This is a genomic window from Cryobacterium sp. TMS1-13-1, assembly GCF_004403125.1.
GTDB lineage: Bacteria > Actinomycetota > Actinomycetes > Actinomycetales > Microbacteriaceae > Cryobacterium > Cryobacterium levicorallinum.
In genome coordinates this window covers 155,876-181,418 of sequence record NZ_SOGX01000009.1, presented here as the reverse complement: position 1 = coordinate 181,418, position 25,543 = coordinate 155,876, and the positions used below count along the sequence as shown (strand labels likewise).

At 64.4% G+C, this 25,543-nt stretch carries 27 protein-coding genes and 1 pseudogene; 17 read left to right on the top strand and 11 right to left on the bottom strand.

The features are described 5' to 3' along the window. Positions 1-97 precede the first annotated feature (97 nt). The 3 genes from guaB to E3T31_RS09030 all read left to right on the top strand — a co-directional run bounded on the left by guaB (position 98) and on the right by E3T31_RS09030 (position 4,792). Positions 98-1,600: an IMP dehydrogenase gene (gene guaB, locus E3T31_RS09040; protein WP_134468440.1), complete on the top strand. Its 1,503-nt coding sequence runs from the start codon at positions 98-100 to the stop codon at positions 1,598-1,600. Between the two features lie 117 nt (positions 1,601-1,717). Then, a complete protein-coding gene (locus E3T31_RS09035) occupies positions 1,718-2,836 on the top strand; it encodes a GuaB3 family IMP dehydrogenase-related protein (protein ID WP_104132231.1) in 1,119 nt (372 codons plus the stop codon). Positions 2,837-3,079: 243 nt separating this feature from the next. Next, the gene (locus E3T31_RS09030; RefSeq protein WP_134468439.1) at positions 3,080-4,792 is read left to right on the top strand and encodes a glycerol-3-phosphate dehydrogenase/oxidase; all 1,713 of its coding nucleotides are present in this window, start codon (positions 3,080-3,082) and stop codon (positions 4,790-4,792) included. Positions 4,793-4,924: 132 nt separating this feature from the next. Here the strand turns inward: E3T31_RS09030 and E3T31_RS09025 are convergent, their stop codons facing one another. Continuing rightward, complete coding sequence (locus E3T31_RS09025; protein WP_134468438.1) at positions 4,925-5,932, bottom strand: hypothetical protein; 1,008 nt, start codon at positions 5,930-5,932, stop codon at positions 4,925-4,927. Between the two features lie 271 nt (positions 5,933-6,203). Between E3T31_RS09025 and E3T31_RS09020 the strand changes: the two genes are divergently transcribed. The 5 genes from E3T31_RS09020 to guaA are packed head-to-tail and all read left to right on the top strand — an operon-like array spanning position 6,204 to position 11,014. Further along, positions 6,204-6,731: a cation:proton antiporter regulatory subunit gene (locus tag E3T31_RS09020; RefSeq protein WP_134468437.1), complete on the top strand. Its 528-nt coding sequence runs from the start codon at positions 6,204-6,206 to the stop codon at positions 6,729-6,731. Between the two features lie 3 nt (positions 6,732-6,734). Continuing rightward, positions 6,735-8,189 (top strand): cation:proton antiporter, encoded by a 1,455-nt coding sequence (locus tag E3T31_RS09015; RefSeq protein WP_134468436.1) that lies wholly within the window; start codon positions 6,735-6,737, stop codon positions 8,187-8,189. Positions 8,190-8,194: 5 nt separating this feature from the next. Next, positions 8,195-8,953 (top strand): SURF1 family protein, encoded by a 759-nt coding sequence (locus E3T31_RS09010; protein WP_241977801.1) that lies wholly within the window; start codon positions 8,195-8,197, stop codon positions 8,951-8,953. Positions 8,954-8,963: 10 nt separating this feature from the next. After that, positions 8,964-9,413: a DUF3817 domain-containing protein gene (locus tag E3T31_RS09005; protein ID WP_134468434.1), complete on the top strand. Its 450-nt coding sequence runs from the start codon at positions 8,964-8,966 to the stop codon at positions 9,411-9,413. Beyond that, entirely contained in the window at positions 9,410-11,014 is a 1,605-nt protein-coding gene (gene guaA, locus E3T31_RS09000; protein WP_134468433.1) for a glutamine-hydrolyzing GMP synthase, read from the top strand. Before E3T31_RS09005 ends, guaA begins: the two co-directional genes overlap by 4 nt. 158 nt (positions 11,015-11,172) lie before the next feature. Here the strand turns inward: guaA and E3T31_RS17765 are convergent, their stop codons facing one another. Next, positions 11,173-11,313: a hypothetical protein gene (locus E3T31_RS17765; RefSeq protein WP_166788448.1), complete on the bottom strand. Its 141-nt coding sequence runs from the start codon at positions 11,311-11,313 to the stop codon at positions 11,173-11,175. Positions 11,314-11,428: 115 nt separating this feature from the next. On the opposite strand from E3T31_RS17765, the gene E3T31_RS08995 reads away from it, so the two are divergent. Next, complete coding sequence (locus E3T31_RS08995; protein ID WP_134468432.1) at positions 11,429-11,686, top strand: hypothetical protein; 258 nt, start codon at positions 11,429-11,431, stop codon at positions 11,684-11,686. A gap of 134 nt (positions 11,687-11,820) precedes the next feature. Next, a complete protein-coding gene (locus E3T31_RS08990; protein WP_134468431.1) occupies positions 11,821-12,294 on the top strand; it encodes a DUF1990 family protein in 474 nt (157 codons plus the stop codon). Between the two features lie 12 nt (positions 12,295-12,306). On the opposite strand, the gene E3T31_RS08985 is transcribed toward E3T31_RS08990, so the two are convergent. After that, a complete protein-coding gene (locus E3T31_RS08985; RefSeq protein ID WP_134468430.1) occupies positions 12,307-13,044 on the bottom strand; it encodes a hypothetical protein in 738 nt (245 codons plus the stop codon). A gap of 93 nt (positions 13,045-13,137) precedes the next feature. Between E3T31_RS08985 and E3T31_RS08980 the strand changes: the two genes are divergently transcribed. Continuing rightward, positions 13,138-13,374 carry an SRPBCC family protein gene (locus tag E3T31_RS08980; protein WP_134468429.1) on the top strand — a complete coding sequence of 79 codons (237 nt, stop codon included), beginning with the start codon at positions 13,138-13,140 and terminating at the stop codon, positions 13,372-13,374. Here the strand turns inward: E3T31_RS08980 and E3T31_RS08975 are convergent. Beyond that, the gene (locus E3T31_RS08975) at positions 13,371-13,862 is read right to left on the bottom strand and encodes a MarR family winged helix-turn-helix transcriptional regulator (protein WP_134468428.1); all 492 of its coding nucleotides are present in this window, start codon (positions 13,860-13,862) and stop codon (positions 13,371-13,373) included. The two genes, E3T31_RS08980 and E3T31_RS08975, sit on opposite strands and share 4 nt — an antisense overlap. 44 nt (positions 13,863-13,906) lie before the next feature. Between E3T31_RS08975 and E3T31_RS08970 the strand changes: the two genes are divergently transcribed. Next, positions 13,907-14,992 (top strand): DMT family transporter, encoded by a 1,086-nt coding sequence (locus E3T31_RS08970; RefSeq protein WP_134468427.1) that lies wholly within the window; start codon positions 13,907-13,909, stop codon positions 14,990-14,992. Between the two features lie 81 nt (positions 14,993-15,073). Here E3T31_RS08970 and E3T31_RS18690 read toward each other — a convergent pair. The 5 genes and pseudogenes from E3T31_RS18690 to E3T31_RS08955 form a co-directional block, all read right to left on the bottom strand. Then, a pseudogene (locus tag E3T31_RS18690) lies at positions 15,074-15,490 on the bottom strand (HipA domain-containing protein); the annotation flags it as partial. A gap of 19 nt (positions 15,491-15,509) precedes the next feature. Beyond that, positions 15,510-15,851, bottom strand: a complete 342-nt coding sequence (locus E3T31_RS17755) for a hypothetical protein (protein ID WP_166788447.1) — start codon at positions 15,849-15,851, stop codon at positions 15,510-15,512. Beyond that, positions 15,844-16,089: a helix-turn-helix domain-containing protein gene (locus tag E3T31_RS08960; RefSeq protein ID WP_134468425.1), complete on the bottom strand. Its 246-nt coding sequence runs from the start codon at positions 16,087-16,089 to the stop codon at positions 15,844-15,846. The genes E3T31_RS17755 and E3T31_RS08960 overlap by 8 nt, the downstream gene beginning before the upstream one ends. A gap of 128 nt (positions 16,090-16,217) precedes the next feature. Further along, positions 16,218-16,370, bottom strand: coding sequence for a hypothetical protein (locus E3T31_RS17750; RefSeq protein ID WP_166788446.1), 153 nt, complete (start codon positions 16,368-16,370; stop codon positions 16,218-16,220). Between the two features lie 90 nt (positions 16,371-16,460). Beyond that, positions 16,461-17,279 carry a Bax inhibitor-1/YccA family protein gene (locus E3T31_RS08955; RefSeq protein ID WP_134444745.1) on the bottom strand — a complete coding sequence of 273 codons (819 nt, stop codon included), beginning with the start codon at positions 17,277-17,279 and terminating at the stop codon, positions 16,461-16,463. Positions 17,280-17,503: 224 nt separating this feature from the next. On the opposite strand from E3T31_RS08955, the gene E3T31_RS08950 reads away from it, so the two are divergent. Further along, positions 17,504-18,562: a glycerophosphodiester phosphodiesterase family protein gene (locus E3T31_RS08950; protein ID WP_134468424.1), complete on the top strand. Its 1,059-nt coding sequence runs from the start codon at positions 17,504-17,506 to the stop codon at positions 18,560-18,562. A 286-nt stretch (positions 18,563-18,848) separates the two neighbouring features. Here E3T31_RS08950 and E3T31_RS08945 read toward each other — a convergent pair whose 3' ends face one another. Both E3T31_RS08945 and E3T31_RS08940 read right to left on the bottom strand, forming a co-directional pair. After that, a complete protein-coding gene (locus E3T31_RS08945) occupies positions 18,849-19,151 on the bottom strand; it encodes a transcriptional regulator (RefSeq protein ID WP_134468423.1) in 303 nt (100 codons plus the stop codon). Positions 19,152-19,156: 5 nt separating this feature from the next. After that, positions 19,157-20,101: a sodium-dependent bicarbonate transport family permease gene (locus E3T31_RS08940; protein ID WP_134468422.1), complete on the bottom strand. Its 945-nt coding sequence runs from the start codon at positions 20,099-20,101 to the stop codon at positions 19,157-19,159. Positions 20,102-20,241: 140 nt separating this feature from the next. On the opposite strand from E3T31_RS08940, the gene E3T31_RS08935 reads away from it, so the two are divergent. From E3T31_RS08935 to E3T31_RS08920, 4 genes are all read left to right on the top strand, one after another. Next, the gene (locus E3T31_RS08935) at positions 20,242-20,526 is read left to right on the top strand and encodes a helix-turn-helix domain-containing protein (RefSeq protein WP_134468421.1); all 285 of its coding nucleotides are present in this window, start codon (positions 20,242-20,244) and stop codon (positions 20,524-20,526) included. 92 nt (positions 20,527-20,618) lie between these two features. Beyond that, a complete protein-coding gene (locus E3T31_RS08930) occupies positions 20,619-21,494 on the top strand; it encodes a DUF6671 family protein (RefSeq protein WP_134468420.1) in 876 nt (291 codons plus the stop codon). A gap of 362 nt (positions 21,495-21,856) precedes the next feature. Further along, positions 21,857-24,391 (top strand): ATP-dependent helicase, encoded by a 2,535-nt coding sequence (locus E3T31_RS08925; RefSeq protein WP_241977791.1) that lies wholly within the window; start codon positions 21,857-21,859, stop codon positions 24,389-24,391. 1 nt (position 24,392) lies between these two features. Further along, complete coding sequence (locus E3T31_RS08920) at positions 24,393-25,457, top strand: FUSC family protein (RefSeq protein WP_241977789.1); 1,065 nt, start codon at positions 24,393-24,395, stop codon at positions 25,455-25,457. Positions 25,458-25,543 lie beyond the last annotated feature (86 nt).

Here is a 25,543-nt window from a genome sequence, read left to right as displayed (position 1 = left end):
TAACATTGAAGGACCGGTCAATTTCCTTCACGTCCCGTGGGGTGGTAACGCGATTTTCCGGACAATTTTCTGTTTTTTGCTACAGGTAAGGGGTTTCATGGATCAGCCAGATCCGTTCGGATTCACCGGACTCACCTACGACGACGTGCTGCTCCTGCCGGGGCACACCGACGTCATTCCGAGCGAGGCGGTCACCAAATCCCGGTTGACCCGGCGCATTGATGTGTCGCTGCCGCTGCTCTCCAGCGCCATGGACACCGTGACCGAGACCCGCATGGCGATCGCCATGGCCCGTGAGGGTGGCCTCGGAATTCTGCACCGCAACCTGTCGATCGGGGATCAGGCCGAACAGGTCGACCTGGTCAAGCGCAGCGAATCCGGCATGATCACCAACCCGGTCACCACTTCGCCCGACGCCACCGTCGCCGAGGTTGACGCCCTGTGCGGCCAGTTCCGCGTGAGCGGGCTGCCCGTCATCGACGGCGACGGAATTCTGGTGGGCATCATCACCAACCGGGATATGCGCTTCGTGCCGCACGCCAGGAAGGCGCTCACCAGGGTCAGCGAGGTCATGACCAGGTCCCCGCTGATCACCGGCAAGGTCGGAATGGCTCCCGAAGACGCCCTGGCGATTTTCGCGAAGCACAAGATCGAAAAGCTGCCACTGATCGACGCCAACGGCAAGCTCACCGGCCTGATCACCGTGAAAGACTTCGACAAGAGCGAGGAATACCCCCTCGCCACCAAGGACGACGGCGGACGCCTGCGCGTCGGCGCCGCCATCGGCTTCTTCGGTGATGCCTGGCAGCGCGCGACCGCTCTGCTCGAATCCGGGGTGGACGTGCTCGTGGTCGACACCGCCAACGGCGACAGTGCCGGCGTGCTCGACATCATTCGTCGTCTGAAGTCGGACAAGGCGTTCGCTGACGTCGATGTGATCGGCGGAAACGTCGCCACCCGCTCGGGCGCCCAGGCGCTCATCGACGCGGGTGCCGACGCCATCAAGGTCGGCGTGGGCCCCGGCTCGATCTGCACCACCCGCATCGTGGCCGGTGTCGGCGTGCCCCAGATCACCGCCGTGTATCAGGCCTCGCTGGCCGCGCGCGAAACCGGTATTCCGGTCATCGCCGACGGCGGTCTGCAGTATTCCGGTGACATCGCCAAGGCCCTCGTGGCCGGCGCCGACACCGTCATGCTCGGTTCCCTGCTCGCCGGTTGCACGGAAAGTCCCGGTGAACTCGTGTTCGTCAACGGCAAGCAGTTCAAGACGTATCGCGGCATGGGCTCGCTCGGCGCGTTGCAGACTCGCGGGTCGAAGACGTCGTACTCGAAGGACCGTTACTTTCAGAGCGACGTTCCGAGCGACGAGAAGCTGATCCCCGAAGGTATTGAGGGGCAGGTGCCGTTCCGTGGCCCGCTCGCCGCGGTGGCCTACCAGCTCATCGGCGGCCTGCGCCAGTCCATGTTCTATGTGGGAGCGCGCACCATCACCGAGCTCAAGCAGAAGGGCAAGTTCGTGCGTATCACCCCGGCCGGGCTCAAGGAATCGCACCCGCACGACGTGCAGATCGTGGTCGAGGCTCCGAACTACCGTCGGTAGTTCCGGCGCGGGCCGCCGCTCACGTTGTCTAGGCGGCCCGCGCTGGCGGCCTGCGGATGCCGGGTGACGGCATCCGCAGGAAATGGGGATGTCGGTGGCTCCCTCTAAACTGGAACCATGGAAATCGAGATCGGCCGCTCCAAGCGCGCTCGCCGCGTGTACGCCTTCGACGACATCGCGGTGGTGCCCAGTCGGCGCACCCGTGATCCGGAGGACGTGTCGGTCGGCTGGACCATCGACGCCTACCAGTTCGCCATTCCGGTGCTGGCTGCGCCGATGGACTCCGTCGTCTCGCCCACCACGGCAATCATGATGGGCCAGCTCGGCGGCGTGGGCGTGCTCGACCTCGAGGGGCTGTGGACCCGGCACGAGAACCCCGAGCCGTTGCTCGCCGAAATTCGCAGTCTGCCCGCCGATAAGGCGACCGCGCGCATGCAGGAGATGTACTCCGCCCCGATCCAGCCGGAGCTTGTCACCGCGCGCCTGGCCGAGATTCGCGCCGGCGGAGTCACCGTGGCTGGGGCTCTCTCGCCCCAGCGCACCCAGGAACTCTACGAAACCGTCGTTGCCGCCGGCGTTGACCTGTTCGTCATCCGCGGCACCACGGTCTCGGCCGAGCACGTCTCGCAGAACCAGGAACCGCTCAACCTCAAGAAGTTCATCTACGAGCTCGACGTTCCCGTCATCGTCGGCGGCGCTGCCACCTACACGGCGGCCCTGCACCTCATGCGCACCGGGGCGGCGGGCGTTCTGGTCGGTTTCGGCGGGGGAGCCGCGTCGACCACCCGCGCGACCCTCGGCATCCACGCGCCGATGGCCACCGCCGTAGCGGATGTCGCCGGCGCGCGCCGCGACTACATGGACGAGTCCGGCGGGCGTTACGTGCACGTCATCGCAGACGGAGGGCTGGGCACCTCGGGCGACATCGTCAAGGCGATCGCCTGCGGCGCCGACGCCGTCATGCTCGGCACCGCGCTCGCCCGGGCAACGGATGCTCCCGGCGGCGGATTCCATTGGGGCGCCGAGGCGCACCACCCGCAGTTGCCGCGCGGCAAGCGCGTCGAGGTCGGCACCGTCGCGCCGCTCGAAGAGATCCTCTACGGCCCGGCCCCGGTCGCCGACGGCACCGCCAACCTGATCGGCGCGCTGCGTCGATCGATGGCGACCACCGGTTACTCCGATCTCAAAGAATTTCAACGGGTTGAAGTGGTTGTCGCGCCGTACCGAGTGAACTAACGTCGGCTTAAATCAATATCGGTGAGAACTGGCGTCGGTTTAGATCAACAACGAAGTCAGCCCGTTCCGTCGGTACACAGCTTCACCCGCCACAATGCAGTAACGCAACAGTGTTGTTGCAACACGCCGCTTGAACTTGAACACGGAGTCTGAACAGGAGTAGTCATGGCCTCCCACAATTCGGTACCGCACATTTCAGCAGGGACTAATTCAGCCGTCACTAATTCAGTCGTCACTAATTCAGTGACGCGATCCTCGAGATTAGGGCCGGAGGAGCGCGAGGCGGCCCTGGCCAAGCTCAAAGACAGAGAGCTCGACATTCTCGTGGTCGGCGGCGGAATCGTCGGTGCCGGGGCCGCTCTCGATGCCGTCACGCGCGGGTTGAGCGTCGGCATTCTGGAGGCGCGGGACTGGGCCTCTGGCACATCGAGCCGGTCGTCCAAGCTCGTGCACGGCGGCATCCGCTATCTGGAGCAGCTGGACTTTCGTCTGGTGCGGGAGGCGCTCACCGAGCGGGGCCTGCTGTTGCAGCGCATCGCGCCGCACCTCGTGAAGCCGGTGCGGTTCCTGTATCCCCTCAAGAAACGCTTCACCGAACGGTTCTACATCGGTGCAGGCATGCTGCTCTACGACATCTTCTCGTACACCGGCGGGCGTCCGCCCGGCGTGCCGCACCACCGTCACCTGTCCAAGAACCAGGTGCAAAAGCTTATCCCGAGCCTGACCAACAACGCCCTGGTCGGCGGAATCACCTACTACGACGCCCAGGTCGATGACGCTCGCTACGTGTCCTCGCTTGTACGCACCGCCTCGTTCTACGGCGCGCACGCCGCCAGCCGGGTGCGGGTCGAGGGATTCATCAAGGTAGGGGAGCGCGTCGTCGGCGTGCACGCCCACGACCTGCAGACCGATGAACGTTTCGACGTGCGGGCCAAGCAGATCGTGAATGCGACCGGTGTCTGGACTGACGATACCCAGCGCATGGTCGGCGAACGCGGCACCTTCAAGGTGCGGGCGTCGAAGGGCGTGCACCTCGTGGTGCCGCGCGACCGGTTCCAGAGCGCGATGGGACTGCTGCTGCGCACCGAGAAAAGCGTACTGTTTGTGATTCCGTGGGGCCGACACTGGCTCATCGGCACGACCGACACCGACTGGTACCTCGACAAGGCGCACCCGGCCGCGACGGCCGCCGATATCGACTACATCCTCGAGCACATCAACTCCGTGCTGAGCGTGCCGCTCACCCGTGAAGATGTCGAGGGCGTCTACGCCGGGCTGCGTCCGCTGCTGGCCGGCGAGAGTGACCAGACCTCCAAGCTCTCCCGCGAACACCTTGTCGGGCATTCCGTTCCCGGCCTCGTCGTCATCGCCGGCGGCAAGTGGACCACGTACCGCATCATGGCCAAAGATGCAGTGGATGCCGCAGCGTCCGCTCTCGACGGGCGCATTCCCGCGTCGGTGACCCACGACATCCCCTTGCTGGGGGCCGAGGGATACCAGGCCGCCTGGAACAAGCGCGGCAAGATCGCCAGGGCGTTCGGCCTGCACACCGTGCGCGTCGAACACCTGCTCAACCGGTACGGCACCCTCACCGACGAGCTGCTCGACCTGATTCGCGCCACCCCGGCGCTCGCCGAACCGTTGCCCGGCGCCGACGACTACATCGGAGCCGAAGTGGTCTACGCGGCCTCGCACGAGGGCGCGCTGCACCTCGAAGACGTGCTGGCTCGGCGTACCCGCATCTCGATCGAGGCGTGGGATCGCGGGGTGTCGGCAGCACCGGTCGCCGCAGCGCTCATGGCCGGCGTGCTCGGCTGGGACCAGGAGCGAATCGACCGTGAGGTCGGCTTCTACCTCACCCGGGTCGCCGCTGAGCGGGCTTCGCAGGAGCAGCCGGACGACGAGTCCGCCGACCGGGTGCGCCTCGAGGCCCCCGATATCGTCGTGACCACCTAGCGGCCCTCCGGTCAGGACCGCGCCCGCTTTGGATGGCCGCCACGGCCTCGAGCGGATGCCCGCGCCCGGTTTGGGTAGCCGCTACGGTAATCGGCGTAGCGGCTACCGAAATAGGGCGCGGTCATCCACTGGTCATGCCAGTGATGGGGCACGCGCATGGATTGCACGGGGGATTCCATGGCTGCTCAGGAATTCGCCGAAGACGATCAGGTCTCGGGCGATCGCCCAGTCCCACCGGGCAAATGTCGGCCCGAGCGCCCGAACCCGGTCTTCGCGGCTCTTCTCAGCCATCACGGCTTGGGCTGTGGTGAGGCCGCGAAGGTACTCCTCCTTGATGTACTTGCCGAGGCCGTCGAACTCGCCGACCTTGTTGATGCTGCGCCAGAAGAAGTCGACGTAGGCGATGAAGCCATCTGCGTCGTCAAAGCGCACCTGCAATTCGGGAGCCTCGAATCCGAGCAAATGGATGTTGGCCCGGCTGACCGATTCGCCGCCCGAGCCTGATTGCGTAGACGCGAACTGGGCCACTCGGAGCGCTGTCGCCCGTCCCTTCGCTCGCGCCGGACCGGCGAGGGCCTCGAGAGACCGATCCAAATCCTCTCGAGTCGCCAGGCTGATGCCCCGCCGGGGAATGTGGATGGCACGATCCATCATCGCGACGGCATCTGCAAACGGCAGAACGCGGGCCATCTCGACCGCGGTGTCAGTGACCGTCGTCACCCGGAGCCCGTCGCGTTCGACGACACGCCGCGGCGGTCCCGCAGTGTGCCGAACGACCCCGTGTCTCGATCGGCCGCCGGATGCCTCGGGGACGGTGATATGGACATCCGTCGGCCAGGCTGCGGGTCGCGGCAACGCCCAGATCGCCGCCGCGGAATGGTGCGAGAACACGGGCGGTTCGGGACAAACTGCTGCGTAGGCGCGAATGCGGGACAGGTAGCGAGCGTTCGGGCCGAGCTTCGACCACAAACTGGTGCCCACATAGACCCCATAACGGATGCGCATGAGCTGCCCCCGCGAGAATTCACGGCGCAATTCCTGCTCGAGGCCGAGCGCTGCAGCGTCGCAGCGTAAGACGAGGCCATCCGCTCGTGTGATGGCCACGAGGGTGCTGAGCGGATCCACGGATGCGACTGACATGACATGAGAGTGGCACGCGAAGTGTCTGGAGCGGTCGCCCGGGCGCAATCTGTGCATAACTCGGCGGCGCGGCGGCTTGGGCGCGCCCGGTTTGGGTAGCCGCTACGGTAATCGGCGTAGCGGCTACCGAAATGGGGCGCGGGCACCCTTGGGGCGCGGGCATCCGCTGGTCGAGCGCACGAGTGAAGCGGAGGCGCGGCGAGGGGCGCGCGGCGGCAAAAGCGGCTCCGGTAGAATAGGGCTACTGCCCTCTACCTCAGGAGTCATGACAATGGTTGATGTTCGGCGGGTCAAACTTCCCGGCGTGGGGGTACTGCACACCTTCATCACGGATGACGGTGGCAAGGTCGGCGTCATCGCCCACCGATCTGGCCACAGCGACCTCATTACCTTCGCCGATGATGAAGGTGGCCCGGACGCGAGCAAGGTTTCGCTGCGGCTTAGCGAAGACGAGGCGCACACCCTCGCCGAGCTGCTCGGAGGTACCCAGATCACCGAGTCGCTCAGCGCCCTCGACCAGATCCCGGGCCTCAGCATCGACTGGTTCACCGTCGACTACGAAGACCACATCGCCGGCCAGGCCCTGGGCAATCCGGCCGACCGTGGCATCGCGGGCCTCACCGTCGTCGCCGTGGTGCGCGGCGAATCCGCCAACCCGGCCCCCGCCGCCGACTTCAAGGTCTTCCCCGGTGACACCCTCGTCGTCGCCGGCTCGCCGGAAAAGGTCGTCAAGGCCTTCGCGTTCTTTCGTACCGGTGAAGTGAAGGCGAAGACCGTCGACGCTCCACCCGGGGGGTAAGCGATGCACGTGGGCGAAGACCTCCTCGTTCTCGGCATCCTGCTCGTCGTCGCCTACGTTCTTGGCCGCCTGGGCAAGGTGATCGGGCTCCCCACCATCCCGATCTACATGATCGTGGGCGTGCTCGCCAGCCCCAACACCGACTTCTTTCCCCTCGACTTCGAATCCGGCGATATCGAACTCATCGCCGTGTTCGGCCTGATCCTGCTGCTCTTCAGCCTCGGCCTCGAATTCGACCAGGAAGAATTCTTCGGCAACGCCAAGACGCTGATCATCTCCGGCGGTTCCTGGGTGCTCATCAACATGGGCGCGGGTTTCATCTTCGGCATGCTCGTGGGCTGGGGCCCTCGCGAAGCCCTCGTCATCGCCGGTATGACCGGCACGTCGTCGAGCGCGATCATCACCAAACTGCTCATCGAACTGCGCCGCCTGGCCAACAAAGAGACACCGATGATCCTCGGCGTGACCGTCGTGGGTGACATCTTCATCGCGATCTACCTCTCCATCGTCTCCGTCGTGCTCAGCGGCAAAACCGAGATCTGGCCGATCGTGTTGCAGCTGTCCATCGCGTTCCTCTTTCTCGTCGCGATGTTCTCTCTCGCCCGCTGGGGCGGCCGGGTGGTGTCGCGTCTCATGCGCACCAAGGACGACGAACTGTTTACCATTTTGTTCTTCGGCCTGGTCGTGCTGTTCGCCGGCATCGGCGAGATCATCGGCGTGACGGATGCCATCGGCGCGTTTCTGATCGGCGTCGTGCTCGGCGCGAGCAGCTACCGCGCCAAGATCGAACGTGTCGCCGTGCCCCTCCGCGATATCTTCGCGGCGTTCTTCTTTCTCAACTTCGGCCTCGCCCTCGATATCGCCCAGTTCGGTTCGGTGATCGGTGTGGTGTTCATCGCCATCGGGATGACCTTTGTGCTCAGCCTGCTCTCGGGCGCGCTGCTGGCGTGGCTGCACAAAATGGGGCCACGCGAAGCCCTCAATACGGCCGCGATCTTCGTCAACCGCGGCGAGTTCACCTTGATTCTGGCGACCCTGTCGGTGTCGGCCGGGCTCGACCCGCGCCTGCAACCGTTCGCCGGCCTGTACGTGCTCTCCATGGCCATCCTCGGCCCGCTGTTCGCGGCGAATTCGGAGAAGATCGGGTCGGCACTGCGCCACCGGGTGCCGGCATCCGTTACTACGGGGGCAGCGCGCAATCCGATGCGGGACGAGGAGATCGCCCTCGTCGAGGCGGCGACGGCGGCCCAGGCCGCGGACGCTGACGAGCACACCCGGAGCGCGGCCAAACGTGACTCGGTCAATTCCCATGCGGCGGACGATACGGTTACCCAAGCGAAACACTTAGATTCAATGGCCGATTTCGCGCTCGGCCAGCACTCCCCAGATCCCGATGATGACGCCGACAGACCGGCACGCAAACCCGGGCGAGAAACCCATACAGGTGATTATTCGTGATCAGAATGATGCTGCGCCCCCGCTGGGTGCTCGCGCTGCTGCTGGCCCTCGGCGTCGCAGCGGCGTTCGCCCTGCTCGGACACTGGCAGCTTGAGCGCGCCATCGAATCCGGCGTGGTCGTGGAACGCAGCACCGAGCAGGTCAAACCGCTCGCCGAGGTCGTGCAGCCCGACGGTACGGTGACGCAGATCGCGACCGGCCAAATGGTCACGACGACGGGCTCCTGGGTGCCCGGCGACGAGCAGCTCATCACCACGCGCCTCAACGGCGGCATCGATGGTTTCTGGGTGGTCAGCCATTTTCAAACGGATGCTGCCGCCAGCGTCGCCGTCGCGCGCGGCTGGGGTCCCGACCAGGCCACCGCCCAGTCGGTCATGGAGGTATTGGCGACGGAACCGGCGAACGCTCCCGTCACGCTGACCGGACGCTTTCTCACCGGTGAGGCCCCGGAGTTGCCCGACCCGGAGGGCGACTCGATGGAAATGACCAAGGTCGCGCCATCCGCTCTGATCAATCTGTGGGCCGATTTCAGCGACGAGTCGGTCTATTCCGGCTACATCGTCGATGCCGAAGCAGCGCCCGGCCTTGATGTGATCGATTCCCCGGTGCCGGAAGTCGACCAGTCGCTGAACTGGCTGAACATCTTCTATGCCATCGAGTGGGTCGTCTTCGCCGGCTTCGCCGTGTTCCTCTGGTACCGCCTGGTGCGCGACGCCCTTGAGCGCGAAATTGAAGACGCCGAAGCCCTCACTGCGCTCACGTAGAATTAGGCACATGCCTCGTCTACCCAAGCCCGCCGATATCTCCAGAATTCCCGGTGCGCTGCGGCTGTACCAGGTGTCATCGACCATCACCGGCGTCTTCCTGCTGCTGCTCTGCATCGAAATGGTCATCAAGTACGGCTTCGGCCACGAGATCGAGATGGGCGGTTCGCAGGGGTTTCTCGCGCTCGTTCCGACCGACACGGTCGCCGCGATCAACCTCAGCACCGGCATTCTGATCGCGCACGGCTGGTTCTACGTGCTCTACCTGTTCGCCGACTTCCGCCTCTGGAGCCTCATGCGCTGGCCGTTCTGGCGCTTCGTGCTCATCGCCCTCGGCGGCGTCGTTCCCACCCTATCCTTCATCGTCGAGGTTCCCGTTGCTCGCACGGTGAAGCGTTTCCTCGCCGAGAATATCGAAAAGACCGCGGCACTTGCCGAGAAGGCGAAGGCCCAAGCATGACCATTCCAGCGGATGCCCCCATCACCGACTCCGGGCTGGATCGCCCCGTTCTCGTGGTCGACTTCGGTGCGCAGTATGCGCAGCTGATCGCAAGGCGCGTGCGGGAGGCATCCGTTTATTCGGAGATTGTGCCGCACACCATCACCGCCGCCGAAGTGCTCGCCAAGAACCCACGCGGAATCGTTTTGAGCGGTGGACCGTCCAGCGTCTATGCCGAGGGCGCACCAGCTTTCGACGCCTCGATCTTCGAGCTCGGCGTGCCCGTGCTCGGCATTTGCTACGGCTTCCAGGTGATGGCGACCGCCCTCGGCGGGACCGTCGCCCACACCGGGGCCCGCGAATACGGCTCGACCCCGGTCACCGTGAGCAACGCAGGCAACGTGCTGCTGGCGAACCAGCCCGACAGCCAGACGGTCTGGATGAGCCACGGCGACTCGGTCGCCACCGCGCCCGACGGCTTCACCGTGCTCGCCTCCTCGGTGTCGACCCCGGTCGCCGCGTTCGCCAATGACGAGAAGCGGCTCTACGGCGTGCAGTGGCACCCGGAGGTCAAGCACTCCGAAAACGGCCAGCACGTGCTTGAAAACTTTCTGCACCGCGCCGCCGGTATCAACGCCGACTGGAACAGCGGCAACGTCATCGCCGAGCAGGTCGCGAAGATTCGCGCCCAGGTCGGAACCGGCAAGGTTATCTGTGGCCTGTCCGGCGGAGTCGACTCCGCCGTGGCCGCGGCCCTCGTGCACAAGGCCATCGGCGACCAGCTGGTCTGCGTCTTTGTCGACCACGGTCTGCTGCGCCAGGACGAACGCCGCCAGGTTGAAGAGGATTACGTCAAGGCCACCGGAATCCGTCTGGTCACGGTCGACGTGCGCGAGCAGTTCCTGACCGCCCTCGAGGGCGTGAGCGATCCGGAGACCAAGCGCAAAATCATCGGCCGCGAGTTCATTCGCACCTTCGAGCAGGCCCAGGCCGAGCTCATCAAGGAAGCCGCCGAAACAGACGGCGATCCGATCGCCTTCCTCGTGCAGGGCACCCTGTACCCCGACGTCGTCGAATCCGGCGGCGGCAGCGGCACCGCGAACATCAAGAGCCACCACAACGTCGGCGGCCTGCCCGAAGACCTGCAGTTCGAACTGGTCGAACCGCTGCGCACCCTGTTCAAAGACGAGGTACGGGCCATCGGCGCCGAACTCGGCCTGCCGGCCGAAATCGTGCAGCGCCAGCCGTTCCCCGGCCCCGGCCTCGGAATTCGCATCGTCGGCTCGATCACCCAGGAACGCCTCGACCTGCTCCGTCAAGCGGATGCCATCGTGCGCGCCGAGCTGACCGCCGCCGGCCTCGACCGCGAGATCTGGCAGTGCCCGGTCGTGCTGCTCGCCGACGTGCGCTCGGTGGGCGTGCAGGGCGACGGCCGCACCTACGGCCACCCGATCGTGCTGCGCCCGGTGTCGAGCGAGGACGCCATGACCGCCGACTGGACCCGGCTGCCCTACGACCTGCTGGCCAAGATCTCGAACCGCATCACCAACGAGGTCGACGGGGTCAACCGCGTGGTGCTGGACGTCACGAGTAAGCCGCCGGGAACGATTGAGTGGGAGTGATCCCCAAGTAAAGAAGGGCCGGCTCTCGTGAGCCGGCCCTTCTTGTGTGCCCGGCACCGGCATCCGCTCGTGGCCGCGCCCGAAACGGGTGCGCGCTACGGTAACGGGCGTAGCGGCCACCCGTTTTGGGCGCGCTCATGCGTTTCTGGGGCGCTGGCCTACCGGGCGGCGGGCGGAACCGGCGGCCGACCCGACCGCGCGGCGCTCAGCGGGCGGGCCACGTCGCGGGCGACTTCGACCGGATGCGCGAAGGTCTCCGTGCCGACGGTGACGAGCGCGCCCTCGTGGAGCAGCATCATCCGCTTCGCCATGCACCAAAGCGGATGCCGTCACCCCCTCCTCGGCGCCCGAGGGGATCCCGGCCCACTGAGCAAAAATATGCAAAGTGCATCATAGTTGAGCTAATGTGCCTCCATGAGTTCTCTCTTGCAGATTAGAAATGTGCCCGATGATGCTCGTCGTGCGCTGAAAGCGCGGGCCGCTGATCGCGGTGAGTCACTGAACTCCTACCTGCTCGACCTCCTCGACCGAGAGGTGGCACGGCCGACCGTTGGTGAGGTGCTCGCTCGTGCGGCCCGACGGGCTGAGCGGGCAGAGGTATCGGCACTGGAGACGCTCGCGAGCGCCCGAACCGAGCGTTTGGGTCAGCTACAGGAGCGGCCGGGCGCGTGATCGTGGTGGATTGTGCTGCGGTGGTTGACGTATTGACCATCACCGCCGTCACCGATGCGCTTGACTGGGCAGATGACGCGCACACTCAGTCTTGCCCGCGAGATGGGGGAGCGGCCCGTGGCAGAACGCAGATCATGACCAGCCCTGACCTTGGCGACTGGCAGCCGAGCGACCCACGATTTAGCCGATCGGAAGTGTCGGGGGTCGTGGGACGTGGTGACGCGGTCTGGGAGCGCGCCGCCCGGGATGTGCTTCGGTGGCGGGTGAAGACCGCGAGCAGGTTTGCGGTGGACTCACCGGGTGCGGTGTCGCCCGGCGACCGGGTAATCGTCACGGCACGCCTGGTCCACCTGACCGTCGTCGAGCCGGTGGAGGTCGTGGTCGTCGTCGACGAGCCGGACCGGGTCGGGTTTGCCTATCGAACCCTGCCCGGGCATCCGGTCAGCGGTGAGGAGTCGTTCATCGTGCACCGCCATGGCGACGAAGTGCATCTCACCGTGCGCTCGCTCACGAGGGCGGCGCCGCAGCAACCGTGGCGAGCTCTCTACCCGCTGCTCAGAGTCGCGCAGCTGGTCGCGCGCAGGCGGTACTTGCGTTCGCTCCGTTGATCGAACGGGGCATCATGTCCAGGTCGTGCTTCGCTGTCGCCGAATCAGATACTCGTGAAACTTCGGTGCAGTGTATTCGTAGAGACCTTTTTGTAGCCGGTAAACCACACCCTGATCCGCCAGCCTGCCCATCAAGACGTTGACGTTGACGTTGCCCTGCTTGCGAGAGGTGACTTGGTGTATGTCGGCCGTCCGTAGCGGAGGATACTCGCACGCGCCGGCCAGCAGGAGAAGGTCCTGCTCGGCAGGCGTGAGCGCGTCAAGCCGGGGCGCATAAAAATCGTGGTCCAAGCGCCTGAATATCGCCTCGCGGAGCCCTTGAAGTAACTCCACGGTCAAGACGTTCGATGAGGAGTCGATCGCATCCTCCCAGAGCTCGGCACCCCACAACTGAACGAAATACGGATACCCTTCTACGTCGTCCAGTACGGCGCTCACGAGGTCCTCGGTGGCTACTTTGCCAGTGCCATCCAGCGGACGGAGGAACGCTTCACGGGTCTGGGCGCGCGTCAGGCGGCCAACTTCTTCACCGCGGAACATTCGCTCGCTGTAAGTGCGAGCCGGGAGAAGGTTCGCAATCAGGGTAGGCAGGCCGCAAAGCACGAGCGCGATTGGAACCTGCTGCTCCTGAAGCGAGTTGATAGCGGCAACGAGCAGTGAGAGCGGATGCTGCCCATCACGGTTTTTGTCGTCGACGAGTACTTGCGCTTCGTCGAGCATGAGGACAAACCCGCCCTTACCTGATTTCACGGCGATCCGGGCCGTTTCCAAAGGTCGGATGCAAGATGGGACTCCTTCGGATTAGCCGAACCGCCCAGAGATACGGTCACGTCCTCAAACGCGGTGGTCTCCGGCGGCATCTTCCGCGAGATCAAGCCCCGCGAGCGCCTGGTTTTCACCTGGGGCGAGCCGCACGGCGACCCGGATGACACTCCAATCGTCACGATCACCATCGAGCCCGTTGACAACGGCACAAGCATGACCTTCGATCTGCGCGGTGTCGACGGGTCCAAGGGCGATGGATTCTTCTACGACGGATGGCAGGACGTGCTCGATTCGCTCGGGCGCTACCTGAGCTAATCGCGCGTTGCCGCAGCGTTGATCCTCTGCAACAGCCCCACGAGGATCGATTGTTCCTCGATAGTGAGAATCGCGGTGATGGCTCGCTCGGTCTCGACGTGCGGGGCCAGGGCGGCATCGATGAGCCGCTTACCGGCATCCGTCAGCGCGACCAGAGTGCCGCGGCCATCGTCGGGGTTCGCCTCGCGGCTGACCAGACCTCGCGTCTGCAGTTTGTTCAGCCGTTGGGCCACCGCGCTCGTCGAGATCATCGCATCGCGGGCCAGCGCCGCCGGGGCGATCCGGTAGGGCGCACCACTCCGCAGCAGCGTGGCGAGCACGTCGAAAGAGGATGCGTCCAGGCCGTACCGCGTAAAGGTCGCGGCCAGGCGGGTCTCGATCGCCAGAGCGGTGCGGCTCAAGCGGCCGATGACGGCCATCGGGGAGACATCGAGGTCGGGCTTCTCGGTGCTCCACTGCTCAAGGATTCGATCAACCTGGTCTGCCATGGTTCCAGCCTAGCAATTGCTAAGCACTTAGCTATAATAGCTAAGTGCTTAGCAACCGATTCCTGCTGTTGGCGACCACAGCCCTTGCCCCCATTCTCTGGGGCACCACCTACCTGACGACGACGATGTTCCTGCCCGCCGATCGGCCCCTGCTCGCAGCATTCCTGCGCGCGTTCCCCGCAGGGCTGCTGCTGCTGATTCTCTGCCGCCGGTTACCGCACGGCGACTGGTGGTGGAAATCCTGGGTGCTCGGCGTGCTCAATATCGGGGCGTTCTTCGCCCTGCTCTTCATTGCGGCCTACCGGCTGCCCGGCGGAGTGGCCGCCATCGTCGGAGGTCTGCAACCGCTCGTGGTCGCAGTGCTCGCCAGTCGAGTAGTGCACGAGCGCCTGACCGGGCGCGTGCTGGCGGGCGGTGCGGCCGGAGCCTTCGGAGTGAGTCTCATCGTGCTCCAAGCGCAGGCGAGGCTTGACGCTATCGGAATTCTGGCCGCGGTCGGCGGCACGCTGTGCATGGCATCCGGGATCGTGCTCTCCAAGAAGTGGGGGCAGCCCGCGCCGCTGCTCGCGACAACTTCGTGGCAACTCATCGCCGGCGGACTCAGCCTCCTGCCCGTCCTGCTCCTGCTCGAGGGCCTCCCGACCACGCCGTTGACCGCGCCCAACCTCCTCGGCTACGCGTATCTCTCCGTGGTCGGCACCGCATTCGCCTACGTCGCCTGGTTCCACGGCATTGCGCGTCTGGCGGCGAGCACCATTGCCTTCCTCGGCCTGCTGAGCCCGGTCGTTGCGATCCTGCTCGGCTGGGCGATCGCCGGAGAGCACCTTGCCCCGATTCAGATAGCGGGAATCGTCATCGTTCTGGGCTCGATCTCGGCCGCCATCGTTGCCAGGGCCCCAAAGCCTGCCGGTCTTCCACGCAACCTCAGAGGGAGGGGGGTCAAGCGTGGCTCATCGTTCCTTCGGCCGGCTGATCTCGGTGCCGGCCGCGAGTCTGGCGGCATTCCACGAGAGCCCGTCGACAACGCCGGGATCGATGCCGGCGGGGGCGGTGAGCGCAGATTGCGCTTCCTGGAACCTGTGAATGGTGCTGTAGATGGTGGGCTCGATGACGTCTCTACGCAGCACTGACCACGATTGAGCCTCATTGACCAGCCGCTCGACCGTGATCTTACGGTGATCGAACACGTTGTCGATTGCCATCGCCAGATCCCAGTTGATCCGGCCACGCTGGAAGAGGTTCGGAACGGCGTCGTAAATTTGCGAGATGCTGGTGCCATCACTGTCGTGGATAAGTCCGACGTTCTTGGCGTGGGCATCATTGTTTCCAATGAGAACGTGAGAAACCAGTTGCCGCAACCATTGCGTCGTGGCAGTCGCTGATTCCCGGAAGGTTCCCGTCAACTCGGCGATGCGCAGTGCGCTCGGCCTGTTCTGGTTCATGGGCGACCGGGCATCCTGAAACTTCACGTCGGAGTCGCGCCAGTCCAGGCCCAGGGCTTGGGCGACATCCTCCTGATGTACGAGGGTAACGTTTCGGCCAGAGACCCGACGGTCGAATCGTTCGATAGCCAAGAACGTGGTCTGGCCCAGGGCTATTACCTCGCTGCTGAATTGAGAGAGCCCCATGTGCCGGGCGAGTTCATGGCTATAGAACTCGTTGTAGATTCCCCCGGGCCGGGCCGGGATTGCAGTTGCGGTTTGAGGATGTGCGTCGAGTGGGCTCGACCGTGAGGCTCGTGCCAATCGGAACCAAATCGCGCTGGTTGCCGTCCGGCGCATAGCCGCCGAAAAAGTTGGAGACCAAGGTGGCGTCTGGGCGAGTACCCGGAAGAGACGCGAACGATTCGGTCAGGGTGATCAAGCCAGGCCGGTAGTCGCTGTCCCAAGTGAAAATGATGCGGTGCTTGTCGTGCTGCCGGCCGCTCCGATAGGTTTCCACCACGCCGAGATAGTCCTCGTGGAGGAAGACGGACAGTGCGTTAGACATGATCGTCGGTCTTGTCACTGAGAGTGTATGAAATGGTGATGGTGATGCCGAGCGTGTTCAGGGCGCGAAAGAGCCGGGTGATATAGAGGTTGGGTCGTCCCTTCTCCAATTCCTGCAAATATTGGCGGGAGATGGCGAGGTCCTGAGCGAGGTCGTCTTGGCGGATGCCTCGGGACTCACGAACGGCCTTGATCACGGCGCCGAGGTCGCGGAATTTCGTCACCGCCACGGTATTCATTTCAGGCCTCTCGTTCGCGGGGCCGGTGGTAGCCCCTAGCTATGTAGGCATATTCTTGCATACATACATGGAAGAATAAGCTTGCATGCAGGTATGTACGGATATTCTTGCACCGGGTGGCCGCTTGTTTAGCCTTTGGGGGCCTTGATGTATTTGCGGATAGCGCGGATGACTACAAAAGCCAGCCCGAGGAGCACGATGGCGCTGCCGATGTAGCCTAACGTTGCGGTCATGCCGGTGGCTTCAAGCGGGAGCAACGCGTGCAGGTCTGTGAAACTCATTACTTAAGCCAACCACAGTGTGGCGTGCGTGGGGTACGAAAAAGCGCCCCCGTTCCGAAAGAACGAGGGCGCCTGATCAAGCGGATGCCGCTACTCGCGGGTGAGCACGAAGATGCGCAGCATCTCGACGTAGAGCCAGACGACGGTCATGATGATGCCGAAGGCTCCGGTCCAGCCGTACTTGCGCGGCAGACGGTTGTTGACACCCTTCTGGATGAAGTCGAAGTCGAGCACGAGCGAATACGCGGCCAGCAGCACAGCGAGAAGACCGATGAGGATGCCGAGCTTGATGTCGAAGCCGAGAATGCTGATGCTCGCACTGCGCATGCCGAAGGCCTGATCACTGCCGCCGAAAATCATCATTCCCACGTTGATCAGCGAGAACGCGGCGTAGCCGATCATGGCGATCAAGAAGATCTTGGTGGCCTTCTTCGAGGCGCGAATCTTGCCGCTCTTGAACAGTGCGAGCGTGACGCCGACCACGACGAGAGTGGCGAGAACCGCCTGCATCACGACGCCCCCATAGATGTCTTCAAAGACGCGGGAGATGCCACCGACAAACAAGCCCTGGGCCCCGGCGAAGGCGAGGATCAGCGGAGCCGACGGCTCCTTCTTGAAGGTGTTGACCAGACCGAGCACGAAGCCGGCGATGGCGCCCAGAATGAACAGGAACGGCAGCACCGGGGTGGCGACCCAGGAGATCATGGCAGCCACGAGCAGCAGCGCGAAGCCGAGGCCGGTCTTGGTGATGGTGTCTTCGTAGGTCATGCGTTCGGTGTCTTGTGAACCGGCGGCGGGCCGGTTGTACATCGACTGCAGATCGTTGTCAGAAAGGGCCTGCGACGACGCCACTGCGCCACGAGCGCCGAACGCTTCGTTGCGGGAGAAAGCGGGGTTGGAGGATGCCATGGGTTGCTGTACTCACAATCAGCTGATGGGTCATTCGGGTGCGCGCGGGCGAACCGACACGCAGCGCCTGGTGCGGCACTGCATTAAAGGTACCCGAGAGCGCATTCGAATGTGCTGGGGATCAGCCGATTTGCAGCAATTCAAGCCGTGATCTGGTACCCGTTTCGCTGCAGGCGGATGCCGGCCCCCAGCATCCGTTCTGCTGGCGCGGTTAGCCTGACACCATGCAACCGATCGTCATTGGCCACCGCGGGGCAAGCGGCCACCGGCCCGAACACACGCGCTCAGCTTTCAATTTGGCCTTCGCGCTCGGCGCCGACGCCGTCGAACCCGACCTGGTCGCCACCCGCGACGGCGTGCTCGTCATTCGCCACGAAAACGAAATCTCCGGCACAACGGATGTCGCCACTCGCGCCGAATTCGCCGCTCGCCGCGCCGAGAAAGTCGTTGACGGCAAGGCGATCACCGGCTGGTTCACCGAGGACTTCACCTGGGAGGAACTGCGCACCCTGCGCGCCCGGGAACGGCTGCCAGCCCTGCGACAGAGCAATACGACCTTCGACGGCCAGCGCCCGATTCTGCGCCTGCGCGACCTGTTCGACCTCGTCGACGCCGCGGCCGAGCAGAGCAACCGAACGCTCGGGATCGTCGCCGAGATCAAGCACGCCACCTATTTCGGCGGGCTCGACCTGCCGCTGCCCGAACTGTTCGCGGCCGAGGTCTCCGCGGCCGGCTGGAACACCGACCGGCTCACCGTAGAGAGCTTTGAACCGAGCGTACTCGCCCAGGTTCGGGCTCAGGGTGTGCGTGGCAAACGCGTCTTCCTGCTCGAAGACGAGGGGTACCCCGTCGACCAGGTCGCGGAGTACGGCGCCGGCGCGCTCAGCTACGCCGACCACCTCACGGCCGACGGCCTCGCGAGCCTCGCCGCTGGCCGCTCGGCTGGCGGGTCCCGCAGCAGTATGAACTCCAGTACCGCTACGAGTGATATCGGCGTCGATGGCATCAGCGTGCCCAAATCGCTCATCCTCGAAACGGATGCCGCGGGTGACGTGACCGGGGCGTCCGCTCTGGTGGACGACGCCCACGCTGCCGGGCTCGAGATCTACTGCTGGACCCTGCGGCCGGAAAACAAATTCCTGGCAAAATCCTTTCGCAGCGGCACCCGCAAGCGCGACTTCGGACACTGGCAGTCGGAGTTCCGCGTCATTCTCGGCTCCGGCATCGACGGGGTATTCGCCGACCACCCGGATCTGGCCGTGCACGTGCGCGACGCGTTCTGAGCGGCTGCCAGCGTCTCGTAATCCATGTGTTCCGACACGCGTAGGTTTCGAGACACCACAAACACGAATCGAATTGAAACGCGCGCGCTGCGCGGTGCTTTAGGGCTCAGAGTGGCCCGGGAGCCGCATCCGTTACGGGACGGTCGCGCACAATTGTCGCGTGCCGGGCGACGCGCGTTGAGGCTGGATGCGGGATCGCTCGGTGCCGCCCGAGACGGGTGCCCTGAGGAAAGATTGTGGAAACCCAGCGGACAGTCACCGACACCTGAGGAACCTGAGTTGGGTCTCAGAACTTCTCAGGTCGGAGTACCTCGACATCGCTCACGAAGAGGATCATGGCGTAGTCGTCGTAGTAATGCTCCTGAAAATGGGCGGCGATTTCTTCAGCCGTCGCTGCGTCGCACACCACCTCGATGCGGATGTTCCCATTCGTTTCCCAGCCGGCGTTGCGAGTACCACGACTCCCCTTGCCACGAGCGTCAGTGATGGTATACCCGTGGGCGTGAAGCCGATCGATATCCCGGACAAGAGTGCCTTCGAGGGCGGCTTCGGTGACAACGGTCAACAGCTTACGGGTATGGCTTTGCATCGGGTTCAACCTTTCGCGAACGTATGAGCCCACACGGCGAGCGCGTGGTACAGCGGGATCCCGATCAGGACATTGAACGGAAATGTTATCCCGAGCGCACCGGCCAGGGAAAGGGTGGGGTTGGCGTCGGGTACAGAGATGCGCATGGCTGCCGGTACCGCGATGTAGGACGCACTGGCCGCCAGAGTCGCCAAGATGGTCGTTCCTCCGATGGAGAGGCCCAAAGACAACCCCAGCCACGTTCCCACCAACGCCGAAAAAAGCGGCATTGCGATGGCAAAGACCACCAGAAATGGGCCGTGTCGGCGCAGGCTTCCCATCTGTGTGGCCATAATCAAGCCCATCTCCAGCAGAAAAAGAGCGAGAATTCCCTTGAAGAGATCCACGAATAACGGTTGGATGGACGACAGCCCGTCCGGGCCAGCTACCCAGCCGATGAGCAGTCCGCCCAGGAGCAGCACGATGCCTTTCCCCAGAAACACTTCATGGGCGATCGACTTCCACCGCGTCTCGCGCGAGATGCCTCGCGCGAGAACAATTCCCACCAGAATTGCTGGCACTTCCAGCAGCACCAGAAGCAGCGGCATGTGTTCTTCGAACGAGACCTGCTGGCTGCCGAGGTAGGCGACGGCCACGGCGTAGGTTCCCACGCTCACGGAACCGTAATGGGCGGCGATAGAGGCCGCATCCGCTCGCTTGAAACGGCCCAGATAGCGCAGCACCGGGAATGCGACCAGGGTGAGGCCAAAACCCATGGCCACCACGGCGAGCATCTGCGGCAACAGACTGGCGAAAGGCTGCCTGGCGAGTTCCACGCCGCCTTTGAGGCCAATGGCCAGCAGTAGCACGATGCTGACGAACTCGTAAATCGCCGCCGGAAGACGCAATTCTGAACGCAGGAGGCCGGCCACGGCTCCGAGCAGGAAGAAGAGAATGATGGGATCGATCACATTGTGGCTCTCTGATTTACTCTGCTCGAAGTGTGAAGAAGCGGCGCGACTCCATGGTGACCAACCCCGTCAATGCACGCTGACCAATACGTGCTAAGTATAGCGTGCATTGTGGAGCGTGTGTCGGCTATGGTGAGATGATGGCCGACTGGACCTTTCTTACTAATCACGCACACGTTTTGCTCTGCGTTTCTCAAGACCCCGGCATGCGATTGCGCGATATCGCAGTAGAAGTGGGGATCACCGAACGCGCCGCCCAGCGAATAATCGCCGAACTCGTCGCAGATGGCTATCTCACGCGTCAACGCGACGGGCGGCGCAACAGTTATCAGCTCTACCCAGACTTACCGCTTCGACATCCCTTGGAACGCCACCACCAAATTGGTGAGCTTCTCAGAGCCCTTGGATCCGTCGACCGTGAGTAGCCACCGCGGTCGAAACCGCCAGCCGCCTGCGGTGTGGCCCGGTCGACGAACAGTCTGTGCCAACAGCTCGTGCTCAGCAGGGCAGGTGAGTTGTGGTCTGCAATGATTCAGAGAATTCGGACTCGAGCTCCATCTACTCCGGTAAACGGGTCGCTCTGCTGACCCAGCATGGTAAGGAGCGCGTGGTCGGTCCTGTGTTGGAGCGGGAGCTTGGTTGCCGCGTCGAACACATCGTGGGCTACGACACGGATCTACTCGGTACTTTCACCCGCGATATCCCCCGCTCCGGCACGCAGCTTGAGGCAGCACGTAAGAAAGCGCGCGTGGGTATGGAATTGTCGGCATTACCCCTGGGCCTTGCCAGCGAGGGGTCGTTTGGTCAGGATCCGTTCATGGGGATGTTCCCCTGGAACGTTGAATTCCTGATCTGGATCGACCGTGAGCGCGAGTTGGAGGTCGTCGGCGTGGCGCAAGGCAAGGCGAATTTCTCCCACCTGCTGACGGCGGACTGGGCAGCCGCCGAAACGTTCGCCCGCAAATCGAGGTTCCCCGAACACCACGTGGTCGTACGCCCGGAAAGCGAGCACGACCCTCGCATCCGCAAGGGAATCGCCGCCTGGGCGGAACTGGAAATCACCTTTGCGTGGGCGCTGGCGCAATCGGAAAACGGCCACGTGTTTCTCGAAACGGACGTGCGCGCCCATGCCAATCCGACGCGTATGGAAAACATCCGTCTCGCGGCCGAAGACCTCGCACAGAAACTACGTTCCCTGTGTCCAGCCTGCGGCACCCCAGGTTTCTGGAAGGTAGAGCGGGTGGCAGGACTGCCCTGCAGCGACTGCTACGCGCCCACGAACGAGACCCGTGCTGAAACGCATGGATGCCTCATCTGCCCGCATCGCCACACTCGCGAGTTCACCGACCGAAGCTACGCCGACCCGCGTTTTTGCGACAACTGCAACCCGTGATGTTGCCCATGCCCTCGACACGCTGGTCGCGCACATGATGTGCGGCAGGCCAGCCACGAGAGCCGCATGGGTTTTCGGATCGATACCGTTCAGCTAAGCGTTTGAATGGTGATTTCTGGGGCGTGGAGGGGTTGCGGCCATTGGGCGTGGCGGAAGCGGCCAAAAGAAGAGGGAGATAGTCCTCCTCCGCGGTGATGTCGTCGACAAGCTCGACCTCGTCAACGTCTGCGCGGTGGGGTTCACGGTTGTCGGCCCTGCGATCATCCATCCAGTTGACTCGATCAGCAAACGTCGGGGCGTCGCTAAACTCCACAGCCCGACCCGCCCGCGTGTCAGGGGCCTCGCCTACACTGGAAATCGACATGATCACACCTCTTAACGCGGAATCCGCGCCCGCCACCGCCGGCCGCTCGGCCACGCCGATCATTCTTGATTCCAATGGGTATGCGGGCACCGGCAGCGCCCAGCAGAGCCCGCTGCTCGACGGGCTCAACCCGCAGCAGAAAGAAGCCGTCGAATACCGCGGCCAGGCGCTGCTCATCATCGCCGGCGCCGGGTCGGGCAAGACCAGCGTGCTCACCCGTCGGGTGGCGAGCCTGCTCGAAACGCGGGATGCCTGGCCGAGCCAGATTCTCGCGATCACGTTCACCAACAAGGCGGCCGCTGAAATGCGCGAGCGGGTGCGCGCCATCCTCGGCCAAGCGTCCGACGGAATGTGGATCAGCACCTTCCACTCCTCCTGCGTGCGCATTCTGCGCCGCGAAGCCGAGAAGATCGGTCTGTCGAGCACCTTCAGCATCTACGACTCGGCCGACAGCAAGGTCACGCTCAAGCGCATCATCAAGGGTCTCGACGCCGACACCTACGGCTTCACACCCGGGTCGGCGGGCGCCAAGATCTCCAAGCTCAAGAACGAACTCGCCGACGCCGATTCCTATGCCCGCAACGCGAACATGAGCGACCCGCAGGAGGTCATGTTCGTCGAGATTTTTCGGCAGTACTCCGCCCGGCTGCGTGCCGCAAGCGCGCTCGACTTCGACGACCTCATCGGTGAGACCGTCTACCTGTTTCGTGCGTTCCCTAAGGTCGCCGCGCTCTACCGGCGACGGTTTCGGCACCTGCTGGTCGACGAATACCAGGACACCAACCACGCCCAGTACGCCCTCGTGCACGAGCTCACCCGGCCGGTCACGGCCGAACTCGCTCAGGAGATGGAAGACGACGGTGTGCACGTGCGCAATTTGCGCGACGGCAGTGGCGCCATTCCCGGCGCCTCGCTCACCGTGGTCGGTGACTCCGACCAGTCCATCTACGCCTTCCGTGGCGCCGACACCCGCAATATCAGCGGCTTCGAGCGGGACTACCCCGGAGCGAAGGTGATTCTGCTCGAGCAGAACTACCGGTCGACTCAGAACATCCTCTCAGCGGCGAACGCCGTGATCGGCCACAACTTCGACCGTACCGACAAAAAATTGTGGAGCGCGGGCGGCGACGGCGAGAAAATCGTCGGTTTCACGGCGTATTCCGGGCACGACGAAGCCCAGTTCGTCTCCGACGAAATCCAGGTGCTGCACGCGGCCGGCATGGCCTACCGCGACATGGCCGTGTTCTACCGCACCAACGCGCAGACCCGAGCGCTCGAAGAAATCCTGGTGCGCTCGGCCACACCGTACCGGGTGGTCGGCGGCACCAAATTCTATGAGCGGGCCGAAATCAAGGATGCCCTGGCCTACCTCATCGCCGTCGCCAACCCGGTCGATGAACTCGCCCTGCGCCGCATTCTGAACACCCCCAAGCGCGGTATCGGCCCGGCCACCGAGACCGCACTGTCGAGCTTTGCCGACGATAACGAGCTCACCTTTCGGCAGGCGATGCGCAATTGCGCCGCACTGGGTCTCGGCCCGAAGGTGACCGGCACCATCCTCAAACTGGCCGAACTGCTCGATGCCGCCGCGCTCATGCTCGTGCCGACGTCGGTCACCGATGACGGCGTGCCGGTCGGCGGCTCCAACGTCTCCGACGTGCTCGAGTTTCTGCTGGGCGGCAGCGGACTGCTGGCCGTGCTGCGGGGCAGCCGTGACCCGCAAGACGAGGTGCGGGCCGAGAACATCGAGGAGCTCGTCGCCCAGACCAAGGACTTCAACAAGGAGAACCCCGACGGCGGTCTTGTCGACTTTCTCACCCAGGTGTCACTCGTGGCCGCCGCTGACGACCTCGACGACGCGTCGGGAACGGTGTCGTTGATGACGCTGCACACCGCGAAGGGCCTCGAATACGAGGCCGTGTTCCTCACCGGCGTTGAGGAGGGGCTGCTGCCGCATCAGATGTCGGCGAACGAGCCGGGCGGTCCCGCTGAAGAGCGCCGCCTGTTCTATGTGGGCATCACCCGCGCCCGCAAGCGGCTTTACCTCTCACTTGCCATGACCCGGGCCCAGTTCGGCGATATCAACGTGGCGATGCCGAGCCGCTACCTGCAGGAGATCCCGGCCGAGCTGATCGACTGGAAGCAGTCGCCGGGAATGGCCAACTCGCGCGGCGGCACCCAGCCGCGCGCTCTGAACGCGCGCCGCGATGGCGGCTTCGGTGGCTTTGGCAACTCTTTGACTAGTTCGAGCGACGGTTACGGCGGGCGCAGCAGTTACGGCACCAGCGCGAAGCCGGCCGGCCTGCCGCCGGGCAAGCCGAAGACGGAGTGGGCGAACAAGATCACCGGAACGGTGCGCGACAACGGCAGCCTCGAACTGGCGGCGGGCGACCGCATCCGCCACCACGACTTCGGCGAGGGCCGGGTCAACCAGGTCACCGGCGAAGGAACCAAGCGCATCGCGCACGTGCAGTTCGACACAGCGGGCGCCAAAAAGCTGTTGATCAAGATCGCTCCGATCGAAAAGATCTAGCGTGGAGCCCGCCAAGCCCGAAAGCTTGCGGCAGTGGGCGCGCTCCCTGCGCAGCTTCCAGTTCGAGGTCGCCACCCGGGCCGCGGTCGCCGCCGCGCTGCCGCTGAGCGTGCTCGTCCTCACCGGCCAGCTCGACTGGGCCGCCTACGCGGCGTTCGGCTCGATGACGGCGCTGTTCGGTCGCAACGAGCCCTATCGGGTGCGGCTGCGCACGGTCACCGTGGCGGGTGCTCTCATGCTCGCGATCATCACCTTCGCGCTGCTGCTGGCCCTGATCGACGCGCCCCTGATCGTGCTCACCGCCGGACTGGTCGTGGTGATTGCGGCTGGAATTCTGGTCGCGTCCACGGCGGGACTGTTTCCGGCCACTCCCATCTTCTTCGTCTTCGGTTACGCCGTGATCGCGCAACTGCCCACCCCCGGCACCGAGTTCTGGCCGCGACTGCTGGTGGCCGTGGCCTCGGCCGCGTTCGCCTGGCTGCTCACCATGTCGGGCTGGCTGCTGCGGCGGGTCGCCGGGCGGCACGAGCGCGACCTGTTCAAGAACCTGTTGCGCGGCGCGTTCGTTCGTCCCGGTGCGATCCGCGACCGTCAGGTGTGGGTCTCGATCGCCCAGAACGTGGCCGGCGCGCTCGCCGCCGGTTCGCTCGCGCTCGTGGCGGGCATCGGGCATCCGTATTGGGCCGTGGTCAGTGTCGTTGCGGTCTTGCCGCCGCCCGGCGCGAAGCACTCCGTCTCGCGGGCATTTCACCGCATGATCGGCACGACCCTGGGCGTCGTTGTGACCGCGCTCGTGCTGTTGCCGGGCCCGCCGGTCGCCGTGCTCATTCTGGTCGTCGCGCTCGGTCAGTTCGGTGCTGAGATTCTGATCGGCCGCCACTACGGCGCCGCCCTGCTGTTCGTGACCCCGCTCGCCCTCACCGTGGTGCACCTCACGAGCCCGGTGCCGGTGCCGGCGTTGCTCGTCGATCGCGTGTTGGAGACAGTACTCGGCAGCGTCGTCGCCCTGGTCATTGTGCTGCTCGTGCGCGCGCGGGCCCGGAGACGACCGGCGCTGCCGGGGTAGTCAATAACGGGGCTGTCGGCATCCGCTCAAAGCGACCGTCGCCCCCATTTACCCCGGGAAAATGAGGCATAGACGACACACAGACC